The 22,019-nt window shown below is 51.2% G+C and carries 16 protein-coding genes; 1 reads left to right on the forward strand and 15 read right to left on the reverse strand.

What is annotated here, in order from left to right:
- Positions 1–6: 6 nt before the first annotated feature.
- The 8 genes from MET42_RS0110280 to metE form a co-directional block, all read right to left on the reverse strand.
- Positions 7–519: an RNA polymerase sigma factor gene (locus tag MET42_RS0110280; RefSeq protein ID WP_029512402.1), complete on the reverse strand. Its 513-nt coding sequence runs from the start codon at positions 517–519 to the stop codon at positions 7–9.
- Positions 520–730: 211 nt separating this feature from the next.
- Complete coding sequence (locus MET42_RS0110285; protein ID WP_232411476.1) at positions 731–3,052, reverse strand: TonB-dependent siderophore receptor; 2,322 nt, start codon at positions 3,050–3,052, stop codon at positions 731–733.
- A gap of 160 nt (positions 3,053–3,212) precedes the next feature.
- A complete protein-coding gene (locus MET42_RS0110290; RefSeq protein WP_232411478.1) occupies positions 3,213–5,588 on the reverse strand; it encodes a TonB-dependent receptor in 2,376 nt (791 codons plus the stop codon).
- Between the two features lie 104 nt (positions 5,589–5,692).
- Entirely contained in the window at positions 5,693–6,658 is a 966-nt protein-coding gene (locus MET42_RS0110295; RefSeq protein WP_019882869.1) for a FecR domain-containing protein, read from the reverse strand.
- Entirely contained in the window at positions 6,655–7,155 is a 501-nt protein-coding gene (locus tag MET42_RS0110300) for a sigma-70 family RNA polymerase sigma factor (RefSeq protein ID WP_019882870.1), read from the reverse strand. Before MET42_RS0110300 ends, MET42_RS0110295 begins: the two co-directional genes overlap by 4 nt.
- A gap of 43 nt (positions 7,156–7,198) precedes the next feature.
- A complete protein-coding gene (locus tag MET42_RS0110305; protein ID WP_019882871.1) occupies positions 7,199–8,050 on the reverse strand; it encodes a FecR family protein in 852 nt (283 codons plus the stop codon).
- Positions 8,047–8,559, reverse strand: a complete 513-nt coding sequence (locus MET42_RS14420; protein WP_198289754.1) for an RNA polymerase sigma factor — start codon at positions 8,557–8,559, stop codon at positions 8,047–8,049. The genes MET42_RS0110305 and MET42_RS14420 overlap by 4 nt, the downstream gene beginning before the upstream one ends.
- Before the next feature lie 152 nt (positions 8,560–8,711).
- Positions 8,712–11,003 (reverse strand): 5-methyltetrahydropteroyltriglutamate--homocysteine S-methyltransferase, encoded by a 2,292-nt coding sequence (metE, locus tag MET42_RS0110320; protein WP_019882874.1) that lies wholly within the window; start codon positions 11,001–11,003, stop codon positions 8,712–8,714.
- A 108-nt stretch (positions 11,004–11,111) separates the two neighbouring features.
- Here metE and MET42_RS0110325 point away from each other — a divergent pair, with 108 nt between their 5' ends.
- Positions 11,112–11,999 (forward strand): LysR family transcriptional regulator, encoded by an 888-nt coding sequence (locus MET42_RS0110325; RefSeq protein WP_019882875.1) that lies wholly within the window; start codon positions 11,112–11,114, stop codon positions 11,997–11,999.
- A 202-nt stretch (positions 12,000–12,201) separates the two neighbouring features.
- Here the strand turns inward: MET42_RS0110325 and MET42_RS0110330 are convergent, their stop codons facing one another.
- From MET42_RS0110330 to MET42_RS0110365, 7 genes are all read right to left on the reverse strand, one after another.
- On the reverse strand, positions 12,202–14,541 hold the full coding sequence (locus MET42_RS0110330; protein WP_019882876.1) for a TonB-dependent receptor: 2,340 nt from the start codon (positions 14,539–14,541) through the stop codon (positions 12,202–12,204).
- Between the two features lie 280 nt (positions 14,542–14,821).
- Complete coding sequence (locus MET42_RS0110335) at positions 14,822–15,853, reverse strand: FecR domain-containing protein (protein WP_019882879.1); 1,032 nt, start codon at positions 15,851–15,853, stop codon at positions 14,822–14,824.
- On the reverse strand, positions 15,854–16,381 hold the full coding sequence (locus MET42_RS0110340) for a sigma-70 family RNA polymerase sigma factor (RefSeq protein ID WP_019882880.1): 528 nt from the start codon (positions 16,379–16,381) through the stop codon (positions 15,854–15,856). It lies immediately after the preceding gene.
- Between the two features lie 361 nt (positions 16,382–16,742).
- Positions 16,743–17,891 carry a PepSY domain-containing protein gene (locus tag MET42_RS0110350; RefSeq protein WP_019882882.1) on the reverse strand — a complete coding sequence of 383 codons (1,149 nt, stop codon included), beginning with the start codon at positions 17,889–17,891 and terminating at the stop codon, positions 16,743–16,745.
- Between the two features lie 28 nt (positions 17,892–17,919).
- Positions 17,920–20,367: a TonB-dependent receptor gene (locus MET42_RS0110355; protein WP_019882883.1), complete on the reverse strand. Its 2,448-nt coding sequence runs from the start codon at positions 20,365–20,367 to the stop codon at positions 17,920–17,922.
- Between the two features lie 96 nt (positions 20,368–20,463).
- Complete coding sequence (locus MET42_RS0110360; protein WP_019882884.1) at positions 20,464–21,432, reverse strand: FecR domain-containing protein; 969 nt, start codon at positions 21,430–21,432, stop codon at positions 20,464–20,466.
- Positions 21,429–21,932, reverse strand: coding sequence for a sigma-70 family RNA polymerase sigma factor (locus tag MET42_RS0110365; protein WP_019882885.1), 504 nt, complete (start codon positions 21,930–21,932; stop codon positions 21,429–21,431). Before MET42_RS0110365 ends, MET42_RS0110360 begins: the two co-directional genes overlap by 4 nt.
- Positions 21,933–22,019: the final 87 nt, after the last annotated feature.

Raw genomic sequence — 22,019 nt, forward strand, 5'->3', positions numbered from 1 at the left:
TGAGCCTTACAAAGCGTTGAAGCGACTAAGCCTGGTGCGGCAGGCAAGCATACCCGCACGTAAATGCTTCTCAACCATTTTAGTGGAAATATTGAGCCGGCTTGCAACTTCAGCTTGCGGCAATTCGTGAATCTTATGCATGATAAACACCAGTCTACAGCGTTCTGGCAAGGCATTGATCGCCTCCGCCAGTAGTTGCAGCTCTTGCTTTGCACTTAAAATACGTGAGGCACAGGGCGCATTTGAAGCAACCTCTGGCAGCACCTCTTGCGATTGCACATAAGCATGGCGGGAGTCTTCTGCACGGCAACGATCAACGGCAATGTCGTGCGAAATACGTTTTAATAACGCCAAGGGAATACGCACCGGCTCTTTTGGCGTGCGTTCCATCACATGTACACATACATCCTGTACCACATCTTGGGCAAAACCATGGTTGCCAAAACGGCGGCGTACATACTCAACCAAATGGTCGTAATGCTTGACTAATGCCAACGTCAGCAAAGACTGATTTGGCACATCGCCCGTTGGCGCGCTCAGTAAATGCGTATTTGAATTTTGACCAGAAACAGGCGCCATTGGAGGTGACAAATTGCAATAAGGTAATGATAACTATTCTCATCTTAACATTTATCACTTTATTCACGCAACTCAGCGTGCGGCGGATGCGGGACTTCAATAGCCGCGGACGAGTGAAAGTGGCACTTGCCCGCTTTCACTCATGCATCGGCTACCAGGTATAGCCCAGGGTGCCAATGACCGTCCGTGGTTGTGCCAGATAGCAATAGCCCTGGGTACAAATCGTATAGCGGTTATCTGCCAGGTTGGTGGCATTGACTGCTAAGCGCCAGTGCTCGTCAATTTGGTAGTGCGTGGTCATATCAAACACGGTCGCACTATTATTGCTAAAGCTGTTGGCATCATCCCCATAGCTACCCCCCATATGACGCACACCTGCGCCAATACCTAAGCCCTGCAGGCTACCCGAAGGCAAGGTATAGTCCGCCCACAATGACAGGTTATTTTTAGGCTGACCAGACAGCAGGTTGTCATAGTTCTCGTCCTGGCGGCTGGTCAGTTTAGGCATCAAATAGGTATAAGCAGCTGTCACGTTGACACCAGAATCCAGGCTGGCTTTCGCTTCCACTTCAAAGCCGCGTGAACGTACTTCTCCCGCCTGGGTCTGGCTGGCTGGCCCGCTGGCAATCACCACATTTTGCTGGGTAATTTGAAACACCGATGCCGTCAACATCAGGTTGAGGTCTTCTGGCTTGAACTTCACCCCGGCCTCGACCTGCTTGCCCGTCGTTGGCTTGAAAAAGCCCCCGGCAGCGTTGCGGCCCACCACTGGTACAAAAGAGGTCGCATAACTGATATACGGCATCACGCCATGCTCCAGCTGATAGCTCAGGCCAACCCGGCCGGTAAACTTCTTAAAGTTGCCATCATCATCGTCTGTCAGTGTTTTCTGTGCGGTTTCTGCCCAGTCGCGGCGACCACCTATGGTCAGTATCCATTGCTGCCACTTGAGTTGTTCCTGAGCGTATATGCCGGTCTGGTGCATGCCATATTCATAAGGCTGATCCAGCACTGGGCTACTGATAGGCTGTGTACCATAGTTGTGTGTGCTTACATCAAGATCAGGTGCTGCACCAAACCCCATCTTGCCGTTGTTGAGAGACTTGGTCCAATCCAGGCCAAACAAGACCGTATGCTGCACACTGCCGGTATTGCCTTGCCACTGTGCCTGGTTATCAATGGCATAAGTATGCAAGCGCTCGACCAACCGCCCGGTACTGCGGCTGGCGATATTGCCACTGACACTGTCAATCTGCGTATAGCGGGCATCCGCATCCACCCGCCCGGTACGCACATTCTGGCGCAAGGTCCAATGTTCATTCAGCAAGTGCTCAAATAAATAGCCTATCTGGTATTGTTCCTGAGTGAAATCCTGAAACGCCGGATCGCCGCTTGGCAAGCTTCTCACCACACGCCCGTTAGTGTCATTAAAATAGGACGAGTTACCAACCGTCGTATCTTTCTGGTAATGCGTCAATACCGTCAATGTAGTTTTTTCATTGGGCTGCCAGGTGAAAGCCGGTGCGATATACGTCCGGTCATCATGCCCGCCTTTGACCGGGCTATCGCTATCACGATACAAACCGGTCAGGCGATAAGCCAGGGTATTGTCAGCATCCAACGCGCCAGTCGTATCAAAGCGCACCTGTTGCCTGTCATAGTTGCCTAACTGGATATCAGCCTGGTGCCTGGCTTCAAACTGCGGACGTTTGCTCACAATATTCACCAGCCCGCTGGGCTCGGCCTGGCCGTATAACACCGAGCTCGGGCCTTTCAGGATATCAATCCGCTCCGCAGAATAAGGTTCTTCTTTATACAGCGCAAAATTGCTGCTGAGCTGACGCAGCCCGTCGCGATAAACCCCGGTATAAGTCATATCAAAACCGCGAATACTAAAGGAATCAAAGCGCGGGTCAAAACCAAACGCACCGACCCGCACACCCGGGGTATATGCCACAGCCTCGGTTAAAGTCTGCACGTTTCTGGCATTCATCTCATCGCGGGTGACCACTGAGATCGATTGCGGCACCTCGGCCAATGGCGTGTCCGTTTTGCTACCTGTCGCACTGCGTTTAGCCACATAGCCCTTGACTGGTCCATAGGCGGTTTCCTCAACACGCTGGCTTGACACATTCACTTCAGGCAACGTTTGTGGGTCCACTTTACTTTCGGACTTTGGCGGCACCTCGGTAATGGCATAGCCGCCAGTGGAGGTTGGCTTGATCATCAACCCACTGCCGGCCAGCAATTTTTCCAATGCCTGGCGCGTGGTGTAATCCCCTTTCAGGGTCGATGAGGTTTTCTTATCGGTAATACCGGTCGAAAAAATAATACGTTCCCCGGTCTGGTGCGCAAGTGCATTAAGTGCTTTATCGAGGGGCTGGGATGGAATATTCAGCTCAACAGCCAGAGCAGGGAAAGTCAGTTGCGCGAGCAACAACGCCATAAAAGCAGAACAACGGGAACGAGGCATGTGTAATCCAGTACAGTTAAATTAATCAGTAATACTGGTATGTCGTTTGAGCGATGAAAGATGTTGAGGTCTGTTTTAATATTTTTCTAAAAAATAATAAGTCCCCGATAAAAAAGCACCGGCGTATGCGAGCCGGTGCTTGAAGATCAGATAGGGATCATTAAATCTCTAGCTTGAGCGCCACACCGAACAAACGTGGTGCGCCGACATCAATGACATCGCCACTACTATTATTGGTGATATATTCGCGACCAAACAAGTTACGTACAAAGGCATTGACTGTGGTACGCGGGTTCAGGCGATAGGAGGCATTGGCATTGACCAGCACCACACTGTCGTTACGCCGGGTTTCCGTCAGCAGGTAGACCGACGGACTGCTGTCCTGGTATACCGTATCGACATTGAACAACCACTGATTGCCCAAATGGTAATTCAGCCCAAGATTCACTTTGGTTCTCGGCGCCATAATGAACTGCTTGCCGCGCATATTGAGGCCATCACTGTTGATAAAGTCCAGGTACTCAGTGTGGTTGTAGGCGGCGCCAGCAATCATTTGCCAGTCACTATTAATCGCATACTCAGCGGAGACCTCCAGGCCGCGCATACGGCTTCTGGCAGCATTAGAAATATACAAACGATTCAATGCATCGCGCTGACGCACCTGCTGGTCCTTCCAATCGGTGTAATACACGTTGGCAAACGTTTTCAGGCCGTATTCAGGCCAGCTACCCCGATAAGAAAATTCATAGGTGGTAGTAAATTCGGCATCATATGGCCGGTGATCGGATGGCACCCGCATATTAATACCACCGCCCCGATAGCCACGTTGCACCATAAACCCGGTTCGCTGGGTAGGCGACCAGATGTAGTTGATGCCCGCTTTTGGCAGTAAGGCGCCAAAAGTCTTTTTGTCATCGGCTTCTGTGACGGGTGATAGCGAGAAGGTATCTAGCACATAATCTACCTTGGCCTCATTCTTCTCACGGTCATAACGCAAACCGGCGATGGCTTGCCAGTGCGGGTCAAAATCCCAGTTGACCTCGCCAAAAATGGCCTTATTACGTATCTGGCTTCTGCCATCTGCCATCAATACTGATCCCAAGCCCACAATACCCAAGGTATCATTAAACTTGATTCTGGAAGAACCGTAATAGAAACCTGCATGAGCCTTCAGTGTTTCCCCTTGGTAAGTGGCACGGAACTCCTGGCTAAATAACCTGGTTTGATGGTGACGATTGGCTTCTTCACTGTCTACTGCGCCCTGATCAAAGTCCAGCAAGCTTTGATAATTGGCATTGGTACCTGAGGTGATGCTGGTCAATAGCCATGGCTGGCTTAACTGGTAAGTCAGCTTCAGGGTTGCCTCATTTTGCTGTATAGCATCAAACGCATCTGTATTCTGAACCAGCCGGTAGTACTGTGGCTGGTTATTGACTTGCGTTACGCCATTGCTACCGGCGTGATAATCCGTATGCGATAGCGTCAACAACGCTTCTGTTTTTTCACCCGCCAGTAACAGCAATTTGCCACGGGCATTGATAGACCGGCGCGGGTCGGCGTTGTTATCCAGCACACGGTTTTTGATATAGCCATCTTCATTTTGCACATTCAATGTAAAACGGCCCGCCAGCACATCCGGCACCAGCTCGGCGTTCGCCGTCAACGCCCCACCCTGCTGGTAGTAATTGCCAAGATTGCCCTGCAATGTCAGTGCATTTTTAAACTCGGGATCATTGGTTTGCATAATCACGGCGCCCGCCAATGCGTTGCGGCCTTGCACGGTGGATTGTGCGCCACGGTACACCTCGACCTGCTTCATATCCCAGGTCGAGAGCGGGCTCATGGTCACCATACTGCTGGTTTGCAAGGCACCATCGACAAACACCGATACCGCATTATTAAGCGAGAGCGGCCCCTGGTCATCAAAACCGGTCACCGGCACCCCACGGATGCCCCAGGTTTCATTACGCGATTGCGTATACACCCCAGGCGTACGCGCCATGATATCTGCCAATGACTGATCAGAATGAGTGCGTATATCTTGCGCGGTTGCCACGGCCACGCTAGAGAATGTTTCGCTCAGTTTGCGTTCGATTTTTTCACCTTTGACCACCACCTCACTTAAGGTATCGATCGATGCTGTGTTGGTGGTGGTTGGCGCTGTTCGGCCACTGACTTTAGCCATTCTTTTCAACGAATATTGCTGGCCGCCCTTGTCCTCCAGCGTAAACTCGCTGCCCTTCAGCAAGGCATCAAAGCCTTCATTCACGCTGTAATAGCCTTGCAGGCCGTCACTTTTGATATTGGCTACCAGTGCCGGGTCAAAAGATAAACGGGTGCCAGTCAATGCGGCAAACTCTGCCAGCACATGTCCCAATGGGCCTGGCGCCAGTTGATAGCGTTGTTTTTCCGAAGTCACTTTAGCGTTGTCTGCCAGGGCCGGCGTCGGGCTGGCGGCAAGCATAAGGCTCCAGCCACAGAGCGCAATACGCAGCGCACGCTGAAGTGGAGTGAATTGAAATGTTGAGGATGACATGATCCTGATTGCTCCCTAAGTATAAATAACGAAATGGCCAGGTCATGGCCTTCATCATGTACACCGGATGAAGACTAAAAAAGTATCAGGGTGAGCAACATTTTTTATCCTGCCGTATTGGCAGGCTCAACCATGATCCAGTAACGGCTGGGGATAAGCACGCGTACCGGTAAGGTTTTTTGTAATAAATCGAGCGCAGCATCAGTATCGTTTAAAGGAAACGCACCAGACACAACCATTTGCCTGAGGTCAGGGTGACAACGAATGACGCCATGACGATAACGTGCCAGTTCTTTGAGCAACGTTTCTAACGGCATTTCCTGTGCCAGCAACATGCCCTGCTGCCAATAACCTACATGTTGCTCAGCACGACGTGTTTGCTCTAAGCCATGGCGATTAAATGCACGTTGCTGCCCGGCCTGTACCACGCTGCTCTGGCCATTGTCGAGTTGAATACGCACCTCGCCTTCGGTCACCGCCAATATGGTACGCTCAGCAGTCAACTTGACATTAAAGCGTGTGCCCAATGGCACCAGCTCACCATGCGGCGTGATGACGACCAATTTGCGCTTGTCCTGATGCCCGGTTTCCAACCAAACCTCACCTTGATGCAACACAATCTGCCGTTGCTCGCGATACTGAATATCCACGGCAGAGTCTGTATTCAATACCAGATGCGTGCCATCGCCCAAATGCAGGTGCTTTTGTTCACCGACAGCCGTCTGATATTCAGCCTGCCAGCGTGTTAAAGGCAAGGCGCGATATCCCAGCCAGGCACTGGGTAATATCAGCCCCAGCGTGCCCAGCTTTTTGAGTGCATGCCTGCGTGACGCATGGTCCATGCGCGTGAGCACCTGTTTGGCCAGAGCTTTGCGCTGCACTTGTCCAAATGTGTGCTCTATCTGCGTGAGTCGTGACCAGGCTTCTGCATGCTGTGGATGGCTGCTTTGCCAATGTTCAAACGCCGCCTGTGTCGCCGGATTTGCCGCCTCCGTCTGTAATTTAAGCAGCCAGTCCACGGCCTGGGTCAGCACCTGTGGATCCAGCGTTTGGGTGGTGTTTGAAATCATAGGCTTAAACACGCCAGATAGGCTTTACGCATATGCCGTTTGACAGTGATGAGTGACATATCCAGTTGATCCGCAATTTGCTGGTAAGTCAGCCCATCCAGTTGCGCCAGCAGGAAGATAGCGCGCGTTTGCGCGGGCATGGTTTGCAGCAGGCGATCAATTTGCCGCAGCGACTCCAGAATCAGGTGCTGCTCTTCAGCCGACGGCCACGAACCGGGAGGCAATTGTGCCAGCGTTTCCTGATACGCGCGTTCGACTTGCTGGTGGCGCCAGTGGTCAATCACCAGCCCTTTGGCGATATGCACCAGCAAGGCCCTGGGCTCTGTACCGAGCTGGGCCAGCTTGTTGTGGTGCATGATGCGCACAAACGTGTCGTGCGCAATATCTGCCGCATCCCAGCTATTGCCGGTTTTTTTGCGTAACCAGCCCTGCAGCCAGTCATGATGCTGGCGATAAACATCGTGCAATTGCTGCCAGCGTATATTCAGCAAGGCCATGGCAGGCACTTTCTGGTAGAAATGGCAAATGATTCAACCATGATTAGCGCTGCCGGATCACGATGGTTCCACCCTCGTGCCGTGCGATGCGTACCGGTAAAATTTCTGGCAAGGTATCGATCAATGCATCGATGCCATTGATATCGTACTCGCCTGACATACGGTAATGGGCAATGCGTGCATCTGCAATTTCAATCTGCCCGTGATGGTAACGCTGCAACTCGCTGACAACCTCTGCCAGGGTATCGCCGTCAAACATCAGCCGCCCTTGCTGCCAAACAGTCGCAGCAGCCGCTGAAGCATGGCGTGTTGTCGACATGTCAGCCGCATGCGTGCTCACAGACTGGTTCTGGAAAATCTGGCGTTGCGCGGAGGCCGTACGTACGTCTACCGCACCCTCAACCACCGTCACCACGGCACCTTGTCCATGATGACGCACATTAAACACCGTGCCAATATCCCGGATAGCGGTCTGATGTGCATAGACAGTGAAAGGTCGCCATGCATGCGCGACACTGAACAAAGCCTCCCCTTGCTGCAAACGTAATTGCCGGGAGTAAAGACGCTGCTCAACCAGCAATACACTATTGGTGTTAAGCGTGACACGGCTGCCATCTTTCAACATATAACTGGCTTGCTGCCCGACCATGGTATGCAGGTCTTCTCGCTGCAATACCGGGTCTACATACCAGCTGAGTGCAATGACGCTGATGGCGGCAATACCAGCAGTGATTTTTTTCAAACGGCGCTGTTGCCGGGTCTGCTGTTGGGCTGCGCGCAGAATGTCTTCCCGCGAAGGAAAGTGCTTACGTAATGCCTGCGTATAAGGGCTGAGCACATCCGGTACATTCCCCTGCTCCGGCAACGGACGGGCTTCATGGCGACTGATCTTCATGCCTGCGCTCCCCACGCCCGCTGGATGGTCGCCATCGCCTTGGTGAAATGCTGTGTCACCATATTGCGCGAAATACCCAGTGCATCCGCAATTTCCTGCTGTGGCATTTCATGCAATCGGTGCAGTAGAAACACCTGCTGCTGACGCGGCGGTAATGCTTCGATAATGCGTTTTAACGCCTCTAATCGCTGCACAAAGTGCAATACCCGCTCGCCATCCACCTCATGTGTCTGCGCCAGCGTGTCCTGCATGCTGTGCACGTGAGACTGCTGCGTCTGCTGCTGGCGGTAACGGTCTATGGCCCGGTTTCTGGAAAGCCGACGCAAAAAGGCCATGGGGGTATTCACCGGCTGGCCCAGTGGCCGCTCCATGATCTCTATGCAGACGTCATGCACCACATCCTGTGCGAAATGCTGGTCACCAAAGTGACGCTTCACATAATTGACCAATTCATCGTAGTGATACACCAGGGTCACCACAAGTTTGGAGTTTTCGGGATGGAGCAACACAGCAATGAGGCAGACAATTATTTAAACGGACATCTTAACGGCCTCGATGAAAAAATACAAATGAAAATCATTATCAACTAGATTAAAAAACGCAAAGAGAAGGCAAGATTTGCTGGCACCCGACACCAGATGCCAGCAAGCTGTATCGCGACCTAAGCCTGGGCGCGCAAGGTTTTTGCTGCCGCGACCATATTGGTCAACGCGGGCAACACTTCAGCCCATTGCCGGGTTTTCAGGCCACAATCCGGGTTCACCCACAAACGCTCGGCAGGGATACGCTCGGCAGCCTTTTGCATCAACTGCACAATATGCGCCTGGGTCGGGATATTCGGCGAGTGAATGTCATAGACGCCCGGCCCGATCTCGTTCGGGTAGTTGAAATCATCAAATGCATCCAGCAACTCCATGTCTGAACGTGAGGTTTCAATGGTAATCACGTCAGCATCCATGTCAGCAATCGAAGCGATGATGTCATTAAACTCCGAATAGCACATATGCGTATGAATCTGCGTTTCATCGGCCACACCATTGGCGGTGATGCGGAATGACTCTACTGCCCACTGCAAATACTCTTTCCACTGTGACTTGCGCAATGGCAAGCCCTCACGCAAGGCGGCTTCATCAATCTGGATCACATTGATACCGGCTTTTTCCAGGTCCAGCACTTCTTCACGAATCGCCAGTGCCAACTGGTAGCAGCTGACTGAACGTGGCTGGTCATCACGCACAAAAGACCAGTTGAGTATCGTCACCGGGCCGGTCAACATGCCTTTCATCGGCTTGCTGGTCAGTGATTGCGCGTACTTGATCCACTCTACCGTCATGGCTTGTGGACGACTGATATCCCCAAATAGGATAGGCGGTTTGACACAACGCGAGCCATACGACTGCACCCAGCCAAACTGGCTGAAGGCATACCCCTCCAACTGCTCGCCAAAATATTCCACCATGTCGTTACGCTCGGCTTCACCGTGCACCAGCACATCTAGCCCTAAGGCTTCCTGTTCACGTACGCTACGCTCAATTTCGGCTTTCATCGCCTGCTGGTAAGCTGCCTGATTCAACGCCCCGGCCTTGAACTGGCTGCGGGCATGGCGGATTTCTGCCGTCTGCGGGAAAGAGCCGATGGTGGTGGTCGGATACTTGGGCAAACCAAGCAAGGCGGCCTGTTTGATGGCACGTTGTACATAATGATTTTGCCGCTGACCCAGTTGCGGTGTCAGTGTTTCCAGCGCGGCTTTCACCTGCGGCTGATGGACGCGCTTCGAGGTACGGCGTGCATCAATCGCCACCTGATTTACAGCCAAAGCCACTTTCACCGCGGCACGACCATGATTCAATGCCGTCGCCAACACCTGTAACTCATCCAGTTTCTGCTTGGCAAATGCCAGCCAGGACTTGACCTCACTATCCAATTTCACCTCATTATCGAGGTCCACCGGCACATGCAACAGTGAGCAAGAAGGCGCCAGCCATAAACGCTCTCCCAGGCGTTCGGCGATTGGCTCCAGCCAGTCCAGGGTGCCATTCAAATCAGTTTTCCAGATATTGCGGCCATTAATCACGCCCAATGAAAGCACTTTGTGCGCAGGCAACATCGCCAGCAAAGGCACAATCTCGTGGCGCGCGTTGATGGCATCGATATGCAAGCCAGCCACCGGCAAATTCGCCACCAGATACTGGTTATCAACCAACGGGCCAAAATAAGTCGCGAGCAGAATCTTGACGCGACTACTTTTGAGTTGGTGATAGGCCAGGTTGAATGCATGCTGCCATTCAGCCTCCAGTTCAGTCACCAGAATAGGCTCGTCTATTTGTACCCACGCCACGCCCTGCGCCGCCAACGCCTCGAGCAACTCGCTATACACCACCAGCAATTGCGGCAGCAAGGCCAGGCGGTCTGAAGCATCTTTAGCCTTACCAATCGCCAGGTAAGTCACCGGCCCGACAATCACCGGCTTGGCTTTAACATTCTGCGCCTGCGCTTCTGCCAATTGCGCCAGCAAGCGTGTCGCATCCAGCTTGAACTGTGTCTCGGCGGTGAATTCCGGCACGATATAGTGGTAGTTGGTATCAAACCATTTGGTCATCTCCCCTGCCGCCACGCCACCACAACACTGCGCATGCTCTTCGCCAGATTCTGCAGAACGTCCACGGGCCACACGGAAATAATTATCCAGTGGGTCGCCATGAAAACCCTGTATACGGGCAGGCAAGTGACCGAGCGTAAAGCTCATATCCAGCACCTGGTCATAAAATGCAAAGTCACCCACCGGCGCCAGGTCCAGATGCGATTGCAACGCCCAGTTGCCCTGGCGCAAGTCTTTGCCTACTTGCTTTAATGCGTCTAATGAAGACTGTCCTTTCCAATAAGCCTCTAAAGCAAATTTCAGTTCGCGTTTTGCGCCTATGCGCGGAAATCCAAGATTGTGTGTGGTGACCATGCTAGCCTCGTCAATAATCGTTTGAGAACACGCATTCTAAAAAAGGCAAACCATGAAGTAAAATGGTATTATTTCAATAATCAATTAATTTTATTCATACATTAAAACATGATTGAACGTATCCATTTAGCGATTATTCGCGAAGTCGAACGGCAAGGCTCACTGACCGCCGCCGCTGAACATTTATTTCTCACGCAGTCGGCGCTGAGTCACTCGATAAAAAAGCTGGAACAGCAACTAGGCACTGATATCTGGTTACGTGAAGGCCGCAGCCTGCGCCTGACCCAGGCCGGACAATACTTGCTGGCAGTGGCCAACCGGCTGTTACCGCAACTCTCGTTAGCAGAAGAACGCTTGCGCCAGTTTGCGCAAGGCGAGCGTGGCACCTTGCGCATCGGCATGGAGTGTCACCCGTGCTACCAGTGGCTACTCAAAGTGGTGTCACCCTACCTGGCCGCGTGGCCGGATGTCGATGTAGACGTAAAACAGAAGTTCCAGTTTGGCGGCATAGGCGCTTTATTTGGCTATGAGATCGATATGCTGGTCACGCCTGACCCGCTATATAAACCCGGCCTGCTGTTTCAACCCGTATTTGATTACGAACAGGTGCTGGTGGTGCATCACCAGCATGCACTGGCCCAACTGGCGTATGTGCGCCCCGAACAACTCAGCAGTGAAACCTTGATCACCTACCCGGTGGATATTGATCGGCTCGATATTTACAACCAGTTTCTTCAACCAGCAGGCATCAGCCCACAGGTGCACAAACCGATAGAAACCACTGACATCATGCTGCAAATGGTCGCCAGTGGCCGCGGTGTCGCGGCCTTACCGCGCTGGCTGGTGGAAGAATATCAAAGTCGCTTCGATGTGGTGCCGGTCAAGTTAGGCGAGCAAGGCATTGCCAAGCAGATTTACCTGGGTATCCGCGAAACAGATGTAGAAATTGATTATGTACAAGCATTTATTACACTGGCACAAGCAAGTGATCTTTAGCATGCTAATACGCATCAAATGCCAGGGCGTCGGTTGATCATACCAATAAAAAAAGACGCGCCATCAACGCGTCTTTTTTCAAACAATCATGTGCATGCCGAAGCTATAGCAATTAGCCCATGACTGCCATGATTCAGAAGCAATCCAGGCAGCTAGCCAACCGTTCTACAGCCACAAGCACTGCCACATAATCAACAGCAAGTTAGAACTGCATTTGCGCCGAGAATGCAACGCTACGCGGTGCGCCCACATAGTATGCATTTAGCCAATAGTCTTTATCCATGAGATTATTGATGTTGAGGCGTAAGGTCAGTGGACGCTGTGACAGGGTAGTTCGGTAACGCATGCCAATATCAGCAGTCACGTAAGCGGGTAAGGTATCCGTATTGGCATCATTTGCCTGTTGCTTACCGGTATATTGTAGGCCTCCAGTTAAACTAAGCCCGGCCATGGCCCCGAAAAGATCGTACTCAGCATAAATTTTTGCATATTGCCTAGCGACATTCATCGGCTCCTTGCCATCTAACTCTGAATGACTGACTTTCGCATCCAACAAGGTCAACCCACTCACAATCGTTAACCGCTCAGTAGCCCTGCCGGTAGCACTAAACTCTATGCCCTTATGATTCTGGCGGCCATTTTGTTTATAGATATTATCAGCATCCTTATATTCGTAAGCCTTTTCTATCTCAAACAATGCAGACGTCAGCAACATACCGCCTACAGTCGCTTTCATGCCTATTTCTTTTTGTGTACTCACCATGGGCGGCATGATCTGATCGAAGTTAGTCGCATCAGTTCCAGCCCGCCCGCCCATCTCCAGACCTTCAATGTAGCTGGCATAAGTAGTCAGCCAGGACACAGGTTTGAACAGGAGCGAAGCGGAAGGTGAGTTGCGACTTTTATTGTAATCCGATTGGCTTTTTGCACCAGACTGCTCGTAACTTTGGCTGAGTATTCTGCTGTGATTAATCCCGACTAACACCGACCATTGCTCATTCAGCTTAATGGCATCACCTATCAGATAATTCTCATTCAGGTCGTAGCCGGCATAATAGGTTGAGCTATCTCCGGCAAAGCCAGGATTTGCAACATACGTCGGATTATCCAGGGGATATGGGCCTAACCAGCCGGTATTACTATTAGATGGCGTTTGATAAAACTTATCCGAAAACATGTAATAACCCAGCGTGAGCTTGTGCTCAACAGCGCCCGTATCGAAACGAATATCGGCCATGGCTTGTGCTGCATCATAGATATCTTTTGTTTTACCTGAGAAGGTACGTATCTGTTCGTATGCCGTACTCGAACTCACACTATTTAAGGTATGTACGGTCAACGGACGATCAACATAATCGCGCATATATGCGCCACGCAGAGTAATGTTGTCATTCAGACGGTAAGTCAGCTTACCCATCAACTTGGTATTTTCAAACTCGTCGCGTGCCCAAGGCTGCGACCACAATTTGCTGGCATCAGGCGCCTTGCCACGATTAACACTGTAGAACCAATACGCAGAAGTACCCTTTGTTTTGTAGTCGTTATAACTGGCATTCAGCTCAAGCAACAACTTGTCTGACACCTGCCAATCGACAGCGCCACTGACTAATACACGATCTATACTCTGGTGATCGATGGCGGTATCACCGTCCTGCCTGACAATGTTCAGACGATAACCGGCACGCCCGTCCTCATCAATACGCCCGCCGAAATCGCCGTGCGCGTAATATTGACTCCCGCCGTAATTACCAACCGTGACACTGTTCAAACGCTCCATAGTCGGACGTTTATAAACAGAATTGATCATACCGCCTGGTGCAGCCGCGCCATATAAAAAGCCAGCTGGCCCGTTAAATATCTCTACACGCTCTTTGTCTTCAATCACGGCTGCATGATTATATGGGCGCCGCAAACCATCCTCCGCAGTATTGTAGGCAGTAAAGCCACGGATGGTCGTTGCTGGTGACCAGCTTGTAATTTGTGGCGTTGCAGTGCGCGAAAACGGGTTGATTTTGTAAATATCATCCGGTGATTGCGCCTGGATATTTTGGATGAGTTCTTGTGGCACCACGCTCATTGAAAATGGTGTATCTTGCAGATTAGTCGCGCCCAAAGCGCCGAGTGAAGAAACTGTTTTAACCAGGTAACCTGCTTCGGCCTTACCTTCTTGCTGAATAAGCTGCGTGAGCGGTTTCTCTGCCACTGAGTACACCTGCACCTCGGGCAAAGTTTGATCAGCCGCGGCTTTTGCTGGTGTTGCTGGCGTGATCTTCTGCAACACAAAGGCACCCTTTCCTTGATCGCTCACACCCAACCCAGACCCACTGAGTAACTTATCAAAACCTTGTTGTATGCTATAGCTGCCATTGAGGCCTTCCGAGACTTTCCCTTGCACCAAGTCTGGTGGCACCACAAGGCTGACGCCGGAGGCACTCGCAAATTCAACCAGTGCCTCATACAGGGCGCCTGCTGGTATACGGTAATTTTTTTGGCTAGCGATCGAGGTGGCACTATCTGCAGCAAACACTGCTACAGCAGCCATTCCGTTTATAGACAAGGTTGCCATCATCACTAGTGCGCCGTGCACGGCACGCGCTAAACGCCTGCTAGAACAGCTAACATCAATCATCTTTTTCTGGGGAGGCGAGTAATACGGTTGTGTCATTTAACTTCCTTTGCTTGAATGTAAAAAATGCGGTCTACACTCACTTCACACGCAAGAAAATAAAAAGTGACACAAATTTGGAATTTTTTTATTGCATATCAACAGACGGATTGATTACAACGCTTACAGCATCTCATTCGTTAAAATCACGGCGAATTTAATTGGCCAAAATAGTGACCCAGTAACGCGTGCGGTAAATAAGCCTGACCGGTAGTGCCTCAGAGAGACTATTGAGCACCGGGTCAGTGTTATCTAACTGGAACACACCTGAAATGCGTAGGTCAGCCACAGCCGAATCACAACGTAATATGCCCGGACGATAACGGCCGAGTTCAGCAATGAATTGGTCAAGACGCATAGCATTGGCATACAGCACACCGTGCGACCAACCATCAACATGGCGATCCAGCACATCTACCTGAGCGGCACGCCCACTGGTAAAGCGCGTTTGCCATCCGGCCTGAACGATAAAGGGTGACTCGGCTGCGCTGGATGGACGCACTTCGACGGCACCCTCCAATACTGCCAGGCGTGTGTGTTCGCTCTCCTGCCGCACCACGAAGCGCGTGCCTAATGCACGCAATACGCCTTGGGCGGTTTCCACCATAAATGGACGATAGGCAGCATGATCGCTACGAACCGCATCAGGTGCTGTCTCAATAAGAATCTCACCTGCCTGCAGTTTTAGCAGCCTTTTCTTATCATCAAACACAATATCAATGGCACTCGCGGTATTTAGCTGAACACGTGTACCGTCTGCCAATATAATGCTGCGCCGTTCGCCAGTAGCCGTGTGGTATGCGGCCATGACGCGCCGCACCGGCTCACTACGCCATGTCTGCAACCCGGCAGATCCACTCACGATCAATAAGGCGAGCGTCTTCAGTGCCAGGCGGCGATTTGCATCAGGATGACGTGTGAGCGTCGTGATGGCCAACTGCGACGGCAAACTATCCAACTTGGCGCCAATGCGCATGGCACGTTGCCAGGCGAGTGCATGCCTGGTATCAGCCGCACACCAGTGTTCCCAATCTTTACGCTCCATTGGAGACACATCTGGCGCTTGCAAGCGGAAAAACCATTCAGCCGCCTGCTGAGCAATGCTACCAGTCACCAAATCGGCTTCAGCACTTAGAGACAACTGTTCTGCACTCGTACTTGTTTGGTTGCTGATCTTGAGCTTAGACATTTAAAGCGCAACCAGAATACAACGTGCCATGGCTTGTACCATATAGCGCTTAATGGTGCGCTCACTCAGGGAGAGCCGCATAGCGATTTCGGCATAACTTAGCCCTTCAAGTTGTGCCAGTAAAAAGGTCATACGCACTTTGGCTGGCAAACCATCCAGCATGGCATCCAGTTCATGCAAAGTTTCTAAAATTAATAGCCGTTGCTCTAGTGACGGCGTCAGGGATTCCGGGAGTGATGCCAGCGAATCTAAATAAGCCTGCTCCAATGATCGTCGCCGATACAGGTTAGCCAATAGCCGCTTGGCAATCACAGTCAGGTAAGCACGTGGCTCATGCAATTGCCAATTGGTCTGTTTTTCCGCCAAATGATCTGGCGCGGCGAGAATACGCACAAAGGTATCCTGCGCAATGTCTGCCGCATCGAAACTATTGCCTAGTTTGCGCCGTAACCAAGCACTCAGCCAATGATGGTGGTCGCGATAGAGCCGGGTAACAGTATGATCTAGCGTGGCGTCGAAAGGCAGCATAAGAGATGCTTGTAAAATATTAATTGATAATCATTCTCATATTAAACGGTACAAGCACTCCCTTGCAATAGATTCATGCATGCTTAAAAGCACGATGCTTAAAGTCGCGGTGAGATTACGCCAAAGCGATCAACAAAAATGTATCATTCTCAACGCTAAACAAGCACTCATCGCCGCCTTGACGATGACTCCATCACCTTGGCTTTTCGCCAATAACATCCCATCACTACAAGTGGCAGAGCCATGGCGACCCATGATAGCCAATGCCAGATGCCTGTTCCAAGCAGGGCTGACAACAAACCAAAGACCGTCAGTAACGAAAGCACAATAGGCCAGCCCCAGATATCGATAAACCGTTTATTCATCGCACACCTCCTCTCGCCGTTGCTGCATGCTTATGCTCAAGATCGGCAATACGCTGCTCGGTATGCTGACGACGCTTGATCCAGAGATACAAGCCGCTCACCAGCACCACAATCGTCACTAAATCCAGCAAGGCCCAAATAATCTTTAGCGGCAACCCGCCATAATCGCCAAAATGCAGCGGTTGTGATAACAAGAGCGTTTTGACATACCAGGGCATCTCACGTGTATCGGTTAACTTTGCAGTCTGCGCATCAATCAAGGCCGGGCGCAACAAACGGGAAGTGACCGGCGTATTGCCTTTCAGAAATACCGTGTAATGGTGCGGGCTGGAGAACATACTGCCCGGAAAGGCCACAAAGCTTACATGCATATCCGGCACGGCCTGCTTGGCAGTGTCAATCGAGTCTTGCAAAGAGCCCAGCTTGACCGGTGGTGGCAAGCCTTTATACGGCGCAATCATCTCCGCCATTTGATCGGCTTGCCAGACCATAATCACAATCTGGCTCAAGGTGTTGATGGTACCGGTGATGCCGACAACCAACGCCCAGACCAGCGTCGCCACACCCAGCAAGTTATGGATATCCAGCCACTTTAACCTGGCCTGCTTCTCGCGCCTGACGGTGCCGAAATCCAGTCGCCGCATAAAGGGGTGATACAGCACAATGCCCGAAATGATGGCCACAGCGAACAGCAAACCCATCAAGCCAAGAAACAGCATGCCGGGCAAGCCGGCAAACATATCAATATGCAACTTGAGCATGACATACATAAAGCCATGGTCTGGCGGCGGTTCATCCAGAACTTTGGCAGTGCGTGAGTCAATCAGCACGATATTCGAATCATCCGGCGACGCATCCATAGACTTTGCCATCGAAACCAGCGTGACATTCGGGTGCTCGTCTTGCTCCCAGAACATAAAGCGAATCACATCTTGGGGCCGCTGTTGACGGGCAGCCTCAGCGACGGCATCCATACTGGCATTGGGCGTTCCCTCTGCCATGGCAGGCGCTTCGACCACGCCGGACAACTGCTCGATTTCCTCATGAAAGATCAATGGCAAACCGGTGATGCACAGCATCAGCAAAAAAGCTGTGCAAACCAGGCTGCTCCATTTATGTGTCAAATACCACGTACGAATGCTCATGTCGCCTTAACCCTCACCCTTTGCCAGCTTAAAAATCAGCGGTTGCTGATAATAACAGGGTACGCGGCATGCCCAGGTAGATATAGCCTTCGTTAGAGGTATTCCAATAGTCGCGGTTAAACAGGTTTTCGATATTGGCGCGCAAAGTGACAGGGGTCGCATTCAATACGGTTTTGTAACGGGCGCCGATGTCAAAGCGGGTAATGCTTGGAATAGACAGGTTATTGGCCTGATCTACGTATTGCTTGCTGGTGTATATCACTCTGGAGGTCAATGTCAGGCCGGGCACAGGCACCGGATCCCACTCACCACCCATGCTGACTTGCCAGTCGGGCACGCCCACTGCGGTATTGCCGTTAAATTCACCATCATCACCGCTTTTTACCAGTTTACCTTGTGTATAAGCTCCTCCACCAAGCAGTCGAACGCCTTCGGCGACTTCACCAAATACATTAAATTCCACACCACGGTTACGCTGCTCACCGCTCACACGGTAGATGCCATTGGTCGTTAAAGCACTGGGGCGCTCGATTTCAAACACGCTCACCGTGGTGGCAATTTTGCCCCAATCCACTTTAACACCGGCTTCTTTTTGTTTGGTTTTATAAGGTGAGAACATTTGCCCTGAGTTACTGGTACCTGCTGGTGCCTGCTGCCCCTGGCTTAAACCTTCAATATAGTTGGCATACAAGGAGATATTTTCTTGCGCCTTGAACACCACACCAGCCACCGGCGTGAGAGCGCCTTTATCATATCCCGGCCCCGATTTTGCACCCGTCACAAAGTTATAGGCCTGCTGTTCCACACTCTGGTGTCTAGCGCCTAAAGTAAGCTGTAATTTGTCATCCAAGAATGACAGCGTATCGGCCAGTGCATAACTGGTCAGTGTCATCGCGCCATACTTCACCTTATTATCAGATAGCCCTGCTGTACTTGGCGTATCAATATACACTGGCGCAAAAATGTTACCGTTAATCGTGCCCGACACAGCAACAAAGTGAATATCGGTATTCTGGCTGACTTTGGTCGCGCCCAGGCTCACCTGATGACCAACCGGGCCCGTGTTGAACTTAATACGGCTACCCGCTTCAAATGACTCCGACTTGACTTCAAACAGCTGCCACATGGCCATAGAACTATAATCACCATTGGCACTGGTCAAACTCGGGTTACCTGCCACCGCATCCATCTGGCTGTTACGGCTACCAACACCTGCATACACCATGACGGCATCGGTCACGTCATATTCGCCACGCAATACCATGGAGCGGTCTTTCATTTGCGAGTGACCATAACCGGGATAATTAAGCTGACTGTCTGGTGCGCCAGGCATTTTGGTGAGACCTGCGCCCACGGTAAATTGGCGGACCACTTTATTAATGGTTTCTTGCTGGTTGATGAAATCAGCCGTCACCCGTAAACGCTCACCACGATAATCTAGCGCCAGGCTACCCATAAACTCTTCCAGCTTTTGTTGGTCGAGCGCGGTATCCCCTTTGCGATACATGCCATTGAGGCGCACACCAAACTCGTTATTTTCACCAAACCGGCGACCCAGATCTGCCGTGCCGCCATATACGGAATCACTCATATAAGTGACGCCAAATCGGCTTAATGCCTGGTCACCTGCACGCTTGGGCACAATATTGATACTGCCACCGACATTACCGCTGGGCGGCATGCCGTTGAGCAATGCGCTCGGGCCTTTAAGGACTTCCACACGCTCGGCCATTTCTACCGGCACGCGAAAATATGGCATCAAGCCATACATGCCATTTAAGGCAATATCCTGGCTGGCAACAGTAAAGCCACGAATCGAAAAGTCTTCGTTAATGTTGGTGCGAGCACTGGTTTGTCGTACCGATGGATCATTTTGCAATACATCGCCAATACTGCGCGCCTGCTGATTTGTGATCAGCTCAGCGGTATAGTTGGTCGCATTGAACGGAATATCCATAAAATTACGCTGTCCCAGAATACCGGCGCGACCAGCGCGCGCGACCTGAGAACCCGCATATGCCGGGCTGGATTCTGTCAGCTTCACATCTGAAACAACCACTTCCGGCAAAGTATCAACCGCATCAGAACTGGCAGGCAGCGGCTGGGATGACCTCTGCAATTTATAGCTACCATTATCTTGTATCACTGCCTGTAAGCCACTACCGGACAGAATGGCATTCAACCCCGGCAACACATCATACTGCCCACGTAGACCACGACTTTGCTTGCCCTGAGTCAGATTGGCATCAATGACCAGCAAGATCCCGGTTTGCCTGGCGTATGCATTGAGCACCTGATCCATAGCGCCAGCAGCAATATTGAATGCAGGCAAAGAGGCATTACTCTCTTGCACAGCGTCTGCATAGGCACGCGGCATATAAGCCATTGAGCTAATACCCGCGAGTAATAACAAGCCGGCGAGTTGATTGATACGGAATGCTGGCAATATTGCCTGGGCATGAACGGGGTGTGACATGATTATTTCCTCATTGAAAAGTAGTCTTCACTCCTATCCCGAATGAAAAAATAAAAGTGCTACGCTTAAAGCATTTTTTACCTAATCTCACACTCATCAGGAAGCATGCACAGTCACCCAATATTTTGAAAAGTAATCAATGCGCAAAGGCAGCGCCTGTAATAAGGACTGCAACACTCGATCAGTATCCAGTAACGGGAAAACACCTGACACCAGCATATTGGCAACCGTTTGGTCGTAGCGGATCACCCCCATGCGGTAGCGGCTGAGTTCATCCAGAAAGTCGCCCAGACGCAATTGCTCTGCCACTAACTTGCCATCTAGCCAGGCATTTTCACTGCCATTGGCCGTCACTTTTGACAGGGCTCCAGTCAACAAGCCGGCCTGCATTCCACTGGCAATAGTGAGGTCATGTAAGCCATTGCTTGAGCGCAATTTGACGGCCCCCTCATCAACGGACACTCTGGTTTCATGATGCTTTAAACGCACATTGAATTTTGTGCCTAAGGCTGTGGCGGTACCGTGTCGTGTTTGCACTAGCAATGGCCGGTTAGATCCATGATCAGCTACCGTGCTGATATAAATCTCTCCCTCATGCAAAACGAGCCTACGTTCACGCGCGCTGTAGGCAATATCAACCGACGTCGAAGTATTCATGATTAACTCGCTGCCATCAGCCAGCACAACCTTTTCCTGCTGCCCTGTATGGGTGCGATAATCTGCAGCCAGCGCTTGCCAACCATCACTTTGACGCACAACAGGCACGGCGCCACCAGTCACGGCAGCCAGCCCCAGCATTTGTAATACGCGCCGCCGTTTGGCAGACGGCAATCTATTTTTTACCAGGCCGATGGTCGCATGCGGGACCAGTTGTAACTTCTGCTGCATGACTTCTACTTCAGACCATGCCTGTTGATGCGCATCACTGCGGCTCAGCCAGACCTCAAATGCATGCTGCTGATCGGCAGTGACCTCACCTGACCATAACATCACCTGCCACTCTAATGCTTCCTGCTGTAGTCGGCTATAGTCTGTAACTACGTTGATGGTTGAATGCTGGTTCATAACAACTCCATGCAGGCTTGCGTGGCTTTGAGCATATACTTGCGCACCGCCGCCACAGAAATACCAAGCTGGTCGGCAATTTGGCTATAAGTCAGTTGCTCAAACCGTGACAGGATAAATGTCTCGCGAACTTTGGCAGGTAATTGGTCCAATACCTTGTCGAGCTGTATCAGGCTTTGCAATGCGATAGCCTGCTGCTCGGGCGAAGGTGTCTCGACCGGCGGCAATTGCAACAGCCATTCCTGATAAGCTAGCTCCAGGCGTTGACGTCGATACAGATCAATCATCAAACCTTTGGCAATTTGCGTTAAATAAGCGCGTGATTGTTCCGGCAATGGCTTTTTGTCCGAAACGATCAGCCGCACAAACGTGTCTTGTGCCAAATCAGCCGCGGTGTGCTGACAAGAGAGCTTTTTTCGTAACCAGGCTTTCAACCAGCCATAATGATGGCTGTATAAATGATGCAATTGCTGTTGCACCCCGGGGTCAGGCATTGACATAATTTATTTGCTAATAAGAATCATTATCAATGATACCCAACACTTGTTGCGCAAAGCAATACTTATCTTGTTTCTAGTCGAGGCGAT

The organism is Methylophilus sp. 42, assembly GCF_000384155.1.
Lineage (GTDB): Bacteria > Pseudomonadota > Gammaproteobacteria > Burkholderiales > Methylophilaceae > Methylophilus.

What these genes read in the sequence shown, in the direction of transcription:
- MET42_RS0110285 (WP_232411476.1), bottom strand. Translation starts at nt 3,052, where the DNA reads ATGCCTCGTTCCCGTTGTTCTGCTTTTATGGCGTTGTTGCTCGCGCAA.
- MET42_RS0110350 (WP_019882882.1), bottom strand. Translation starts at nt 17,891, where the DNA reads ATGAGCATTCGTACGTGGTATTTGACACATAAATGGAGCAGCCTGGTT.
- MET42_RS0110290 (WP_232411478.1), bottom strand. Translation starts at nt 5,588, where the DNA reads ATGTCATCCTCAACATTTCAATTCACTCCACTTCAGCGTGCGCTGCGT.
- MET42_RS0110305 (WP_019882871.1), bottom strand. Translation starts at nt 8,050, where the DNA reads ATGAAGATCAGTCGCCATGAAGCCCGTCCGTTGCCGGAGCAGGGGAAT.
- MET42_RS0110355 (WP_019882883.1), bottom strand. Translation starts at nt 20,367, where the DNA reads ATGTCACACCCCGTTCATGCCCAGGCAATATTGCCAGCATTCCGTATC.
- metE (WP_019882874.1), bottom strand. Translation starts at nt 11,003, where the DNA reads ATGGTCACCACACACAATCTTGGATTTCCGCGCATAGGCGCAAAACGC.
- MET42_RS0110300 (WP_019882870.1), bottom strand. Translation starts at nt 7,155, where the DNA reads ATGGCCTTGCTGAATATACGCTGGCAGCAATTGCACGATGTTTATCGC.
- MET42_RS0110325 (WP_019882875.1), top strand. Translation starts at nt 11,112, where the DNA reads ATGATTGAACGTATCCATTTAGCGATTATTCGCGAAGTCGAACGGCAA.
- MET42_RS0110360 (WP_019882884.1), bottom strand. Translation starts at nt 21,432, where the DNA reads ATGAACCAGCATTCAACCATCAACGTAGTTACAGACTATAGCCGACTA.
- MET42_RS0110335 (WP_019882879.1), bottom strand. Translation starts at nt 15,853, where the DNA reads ATGTCTAAGCTCAAGATCAGCAACCAAACAAGTACGAGTGCAGAACAG.
- MET42_RS0110330 (WP_019882876.1), bottom strand. Translation starts at nt 14,541, where the DNA reads ATGGCTGCTGTAGCAGTGTTTGCTGCAGATAGTGCCACCTCGATCGCT.
- MET42_RS0110295 (WP_019882869.1), bottom strand. Translation starts at nt 6,658, where the DNA reads ATGATTTCAAACACCACCCAAACGCTGGATCCACAGGTGCTGACCCAG.
- MET42_RS0110365 (WP_019882885.1), bottom strand. Translation starts at nt 21,932, where the DNA reads ATGTCAATGCCTGACCCCGGGGTGCAACAGCAATTGCATCATTTATAC.
- MET42_RS0110340 (WP_019882880.1), bottom strand. Translation starts at nt 16,381, where the DNA reads ATGCTGCCTTTCGACGCCACGCTAGATCATACTGTTACCCGGCTCTAT.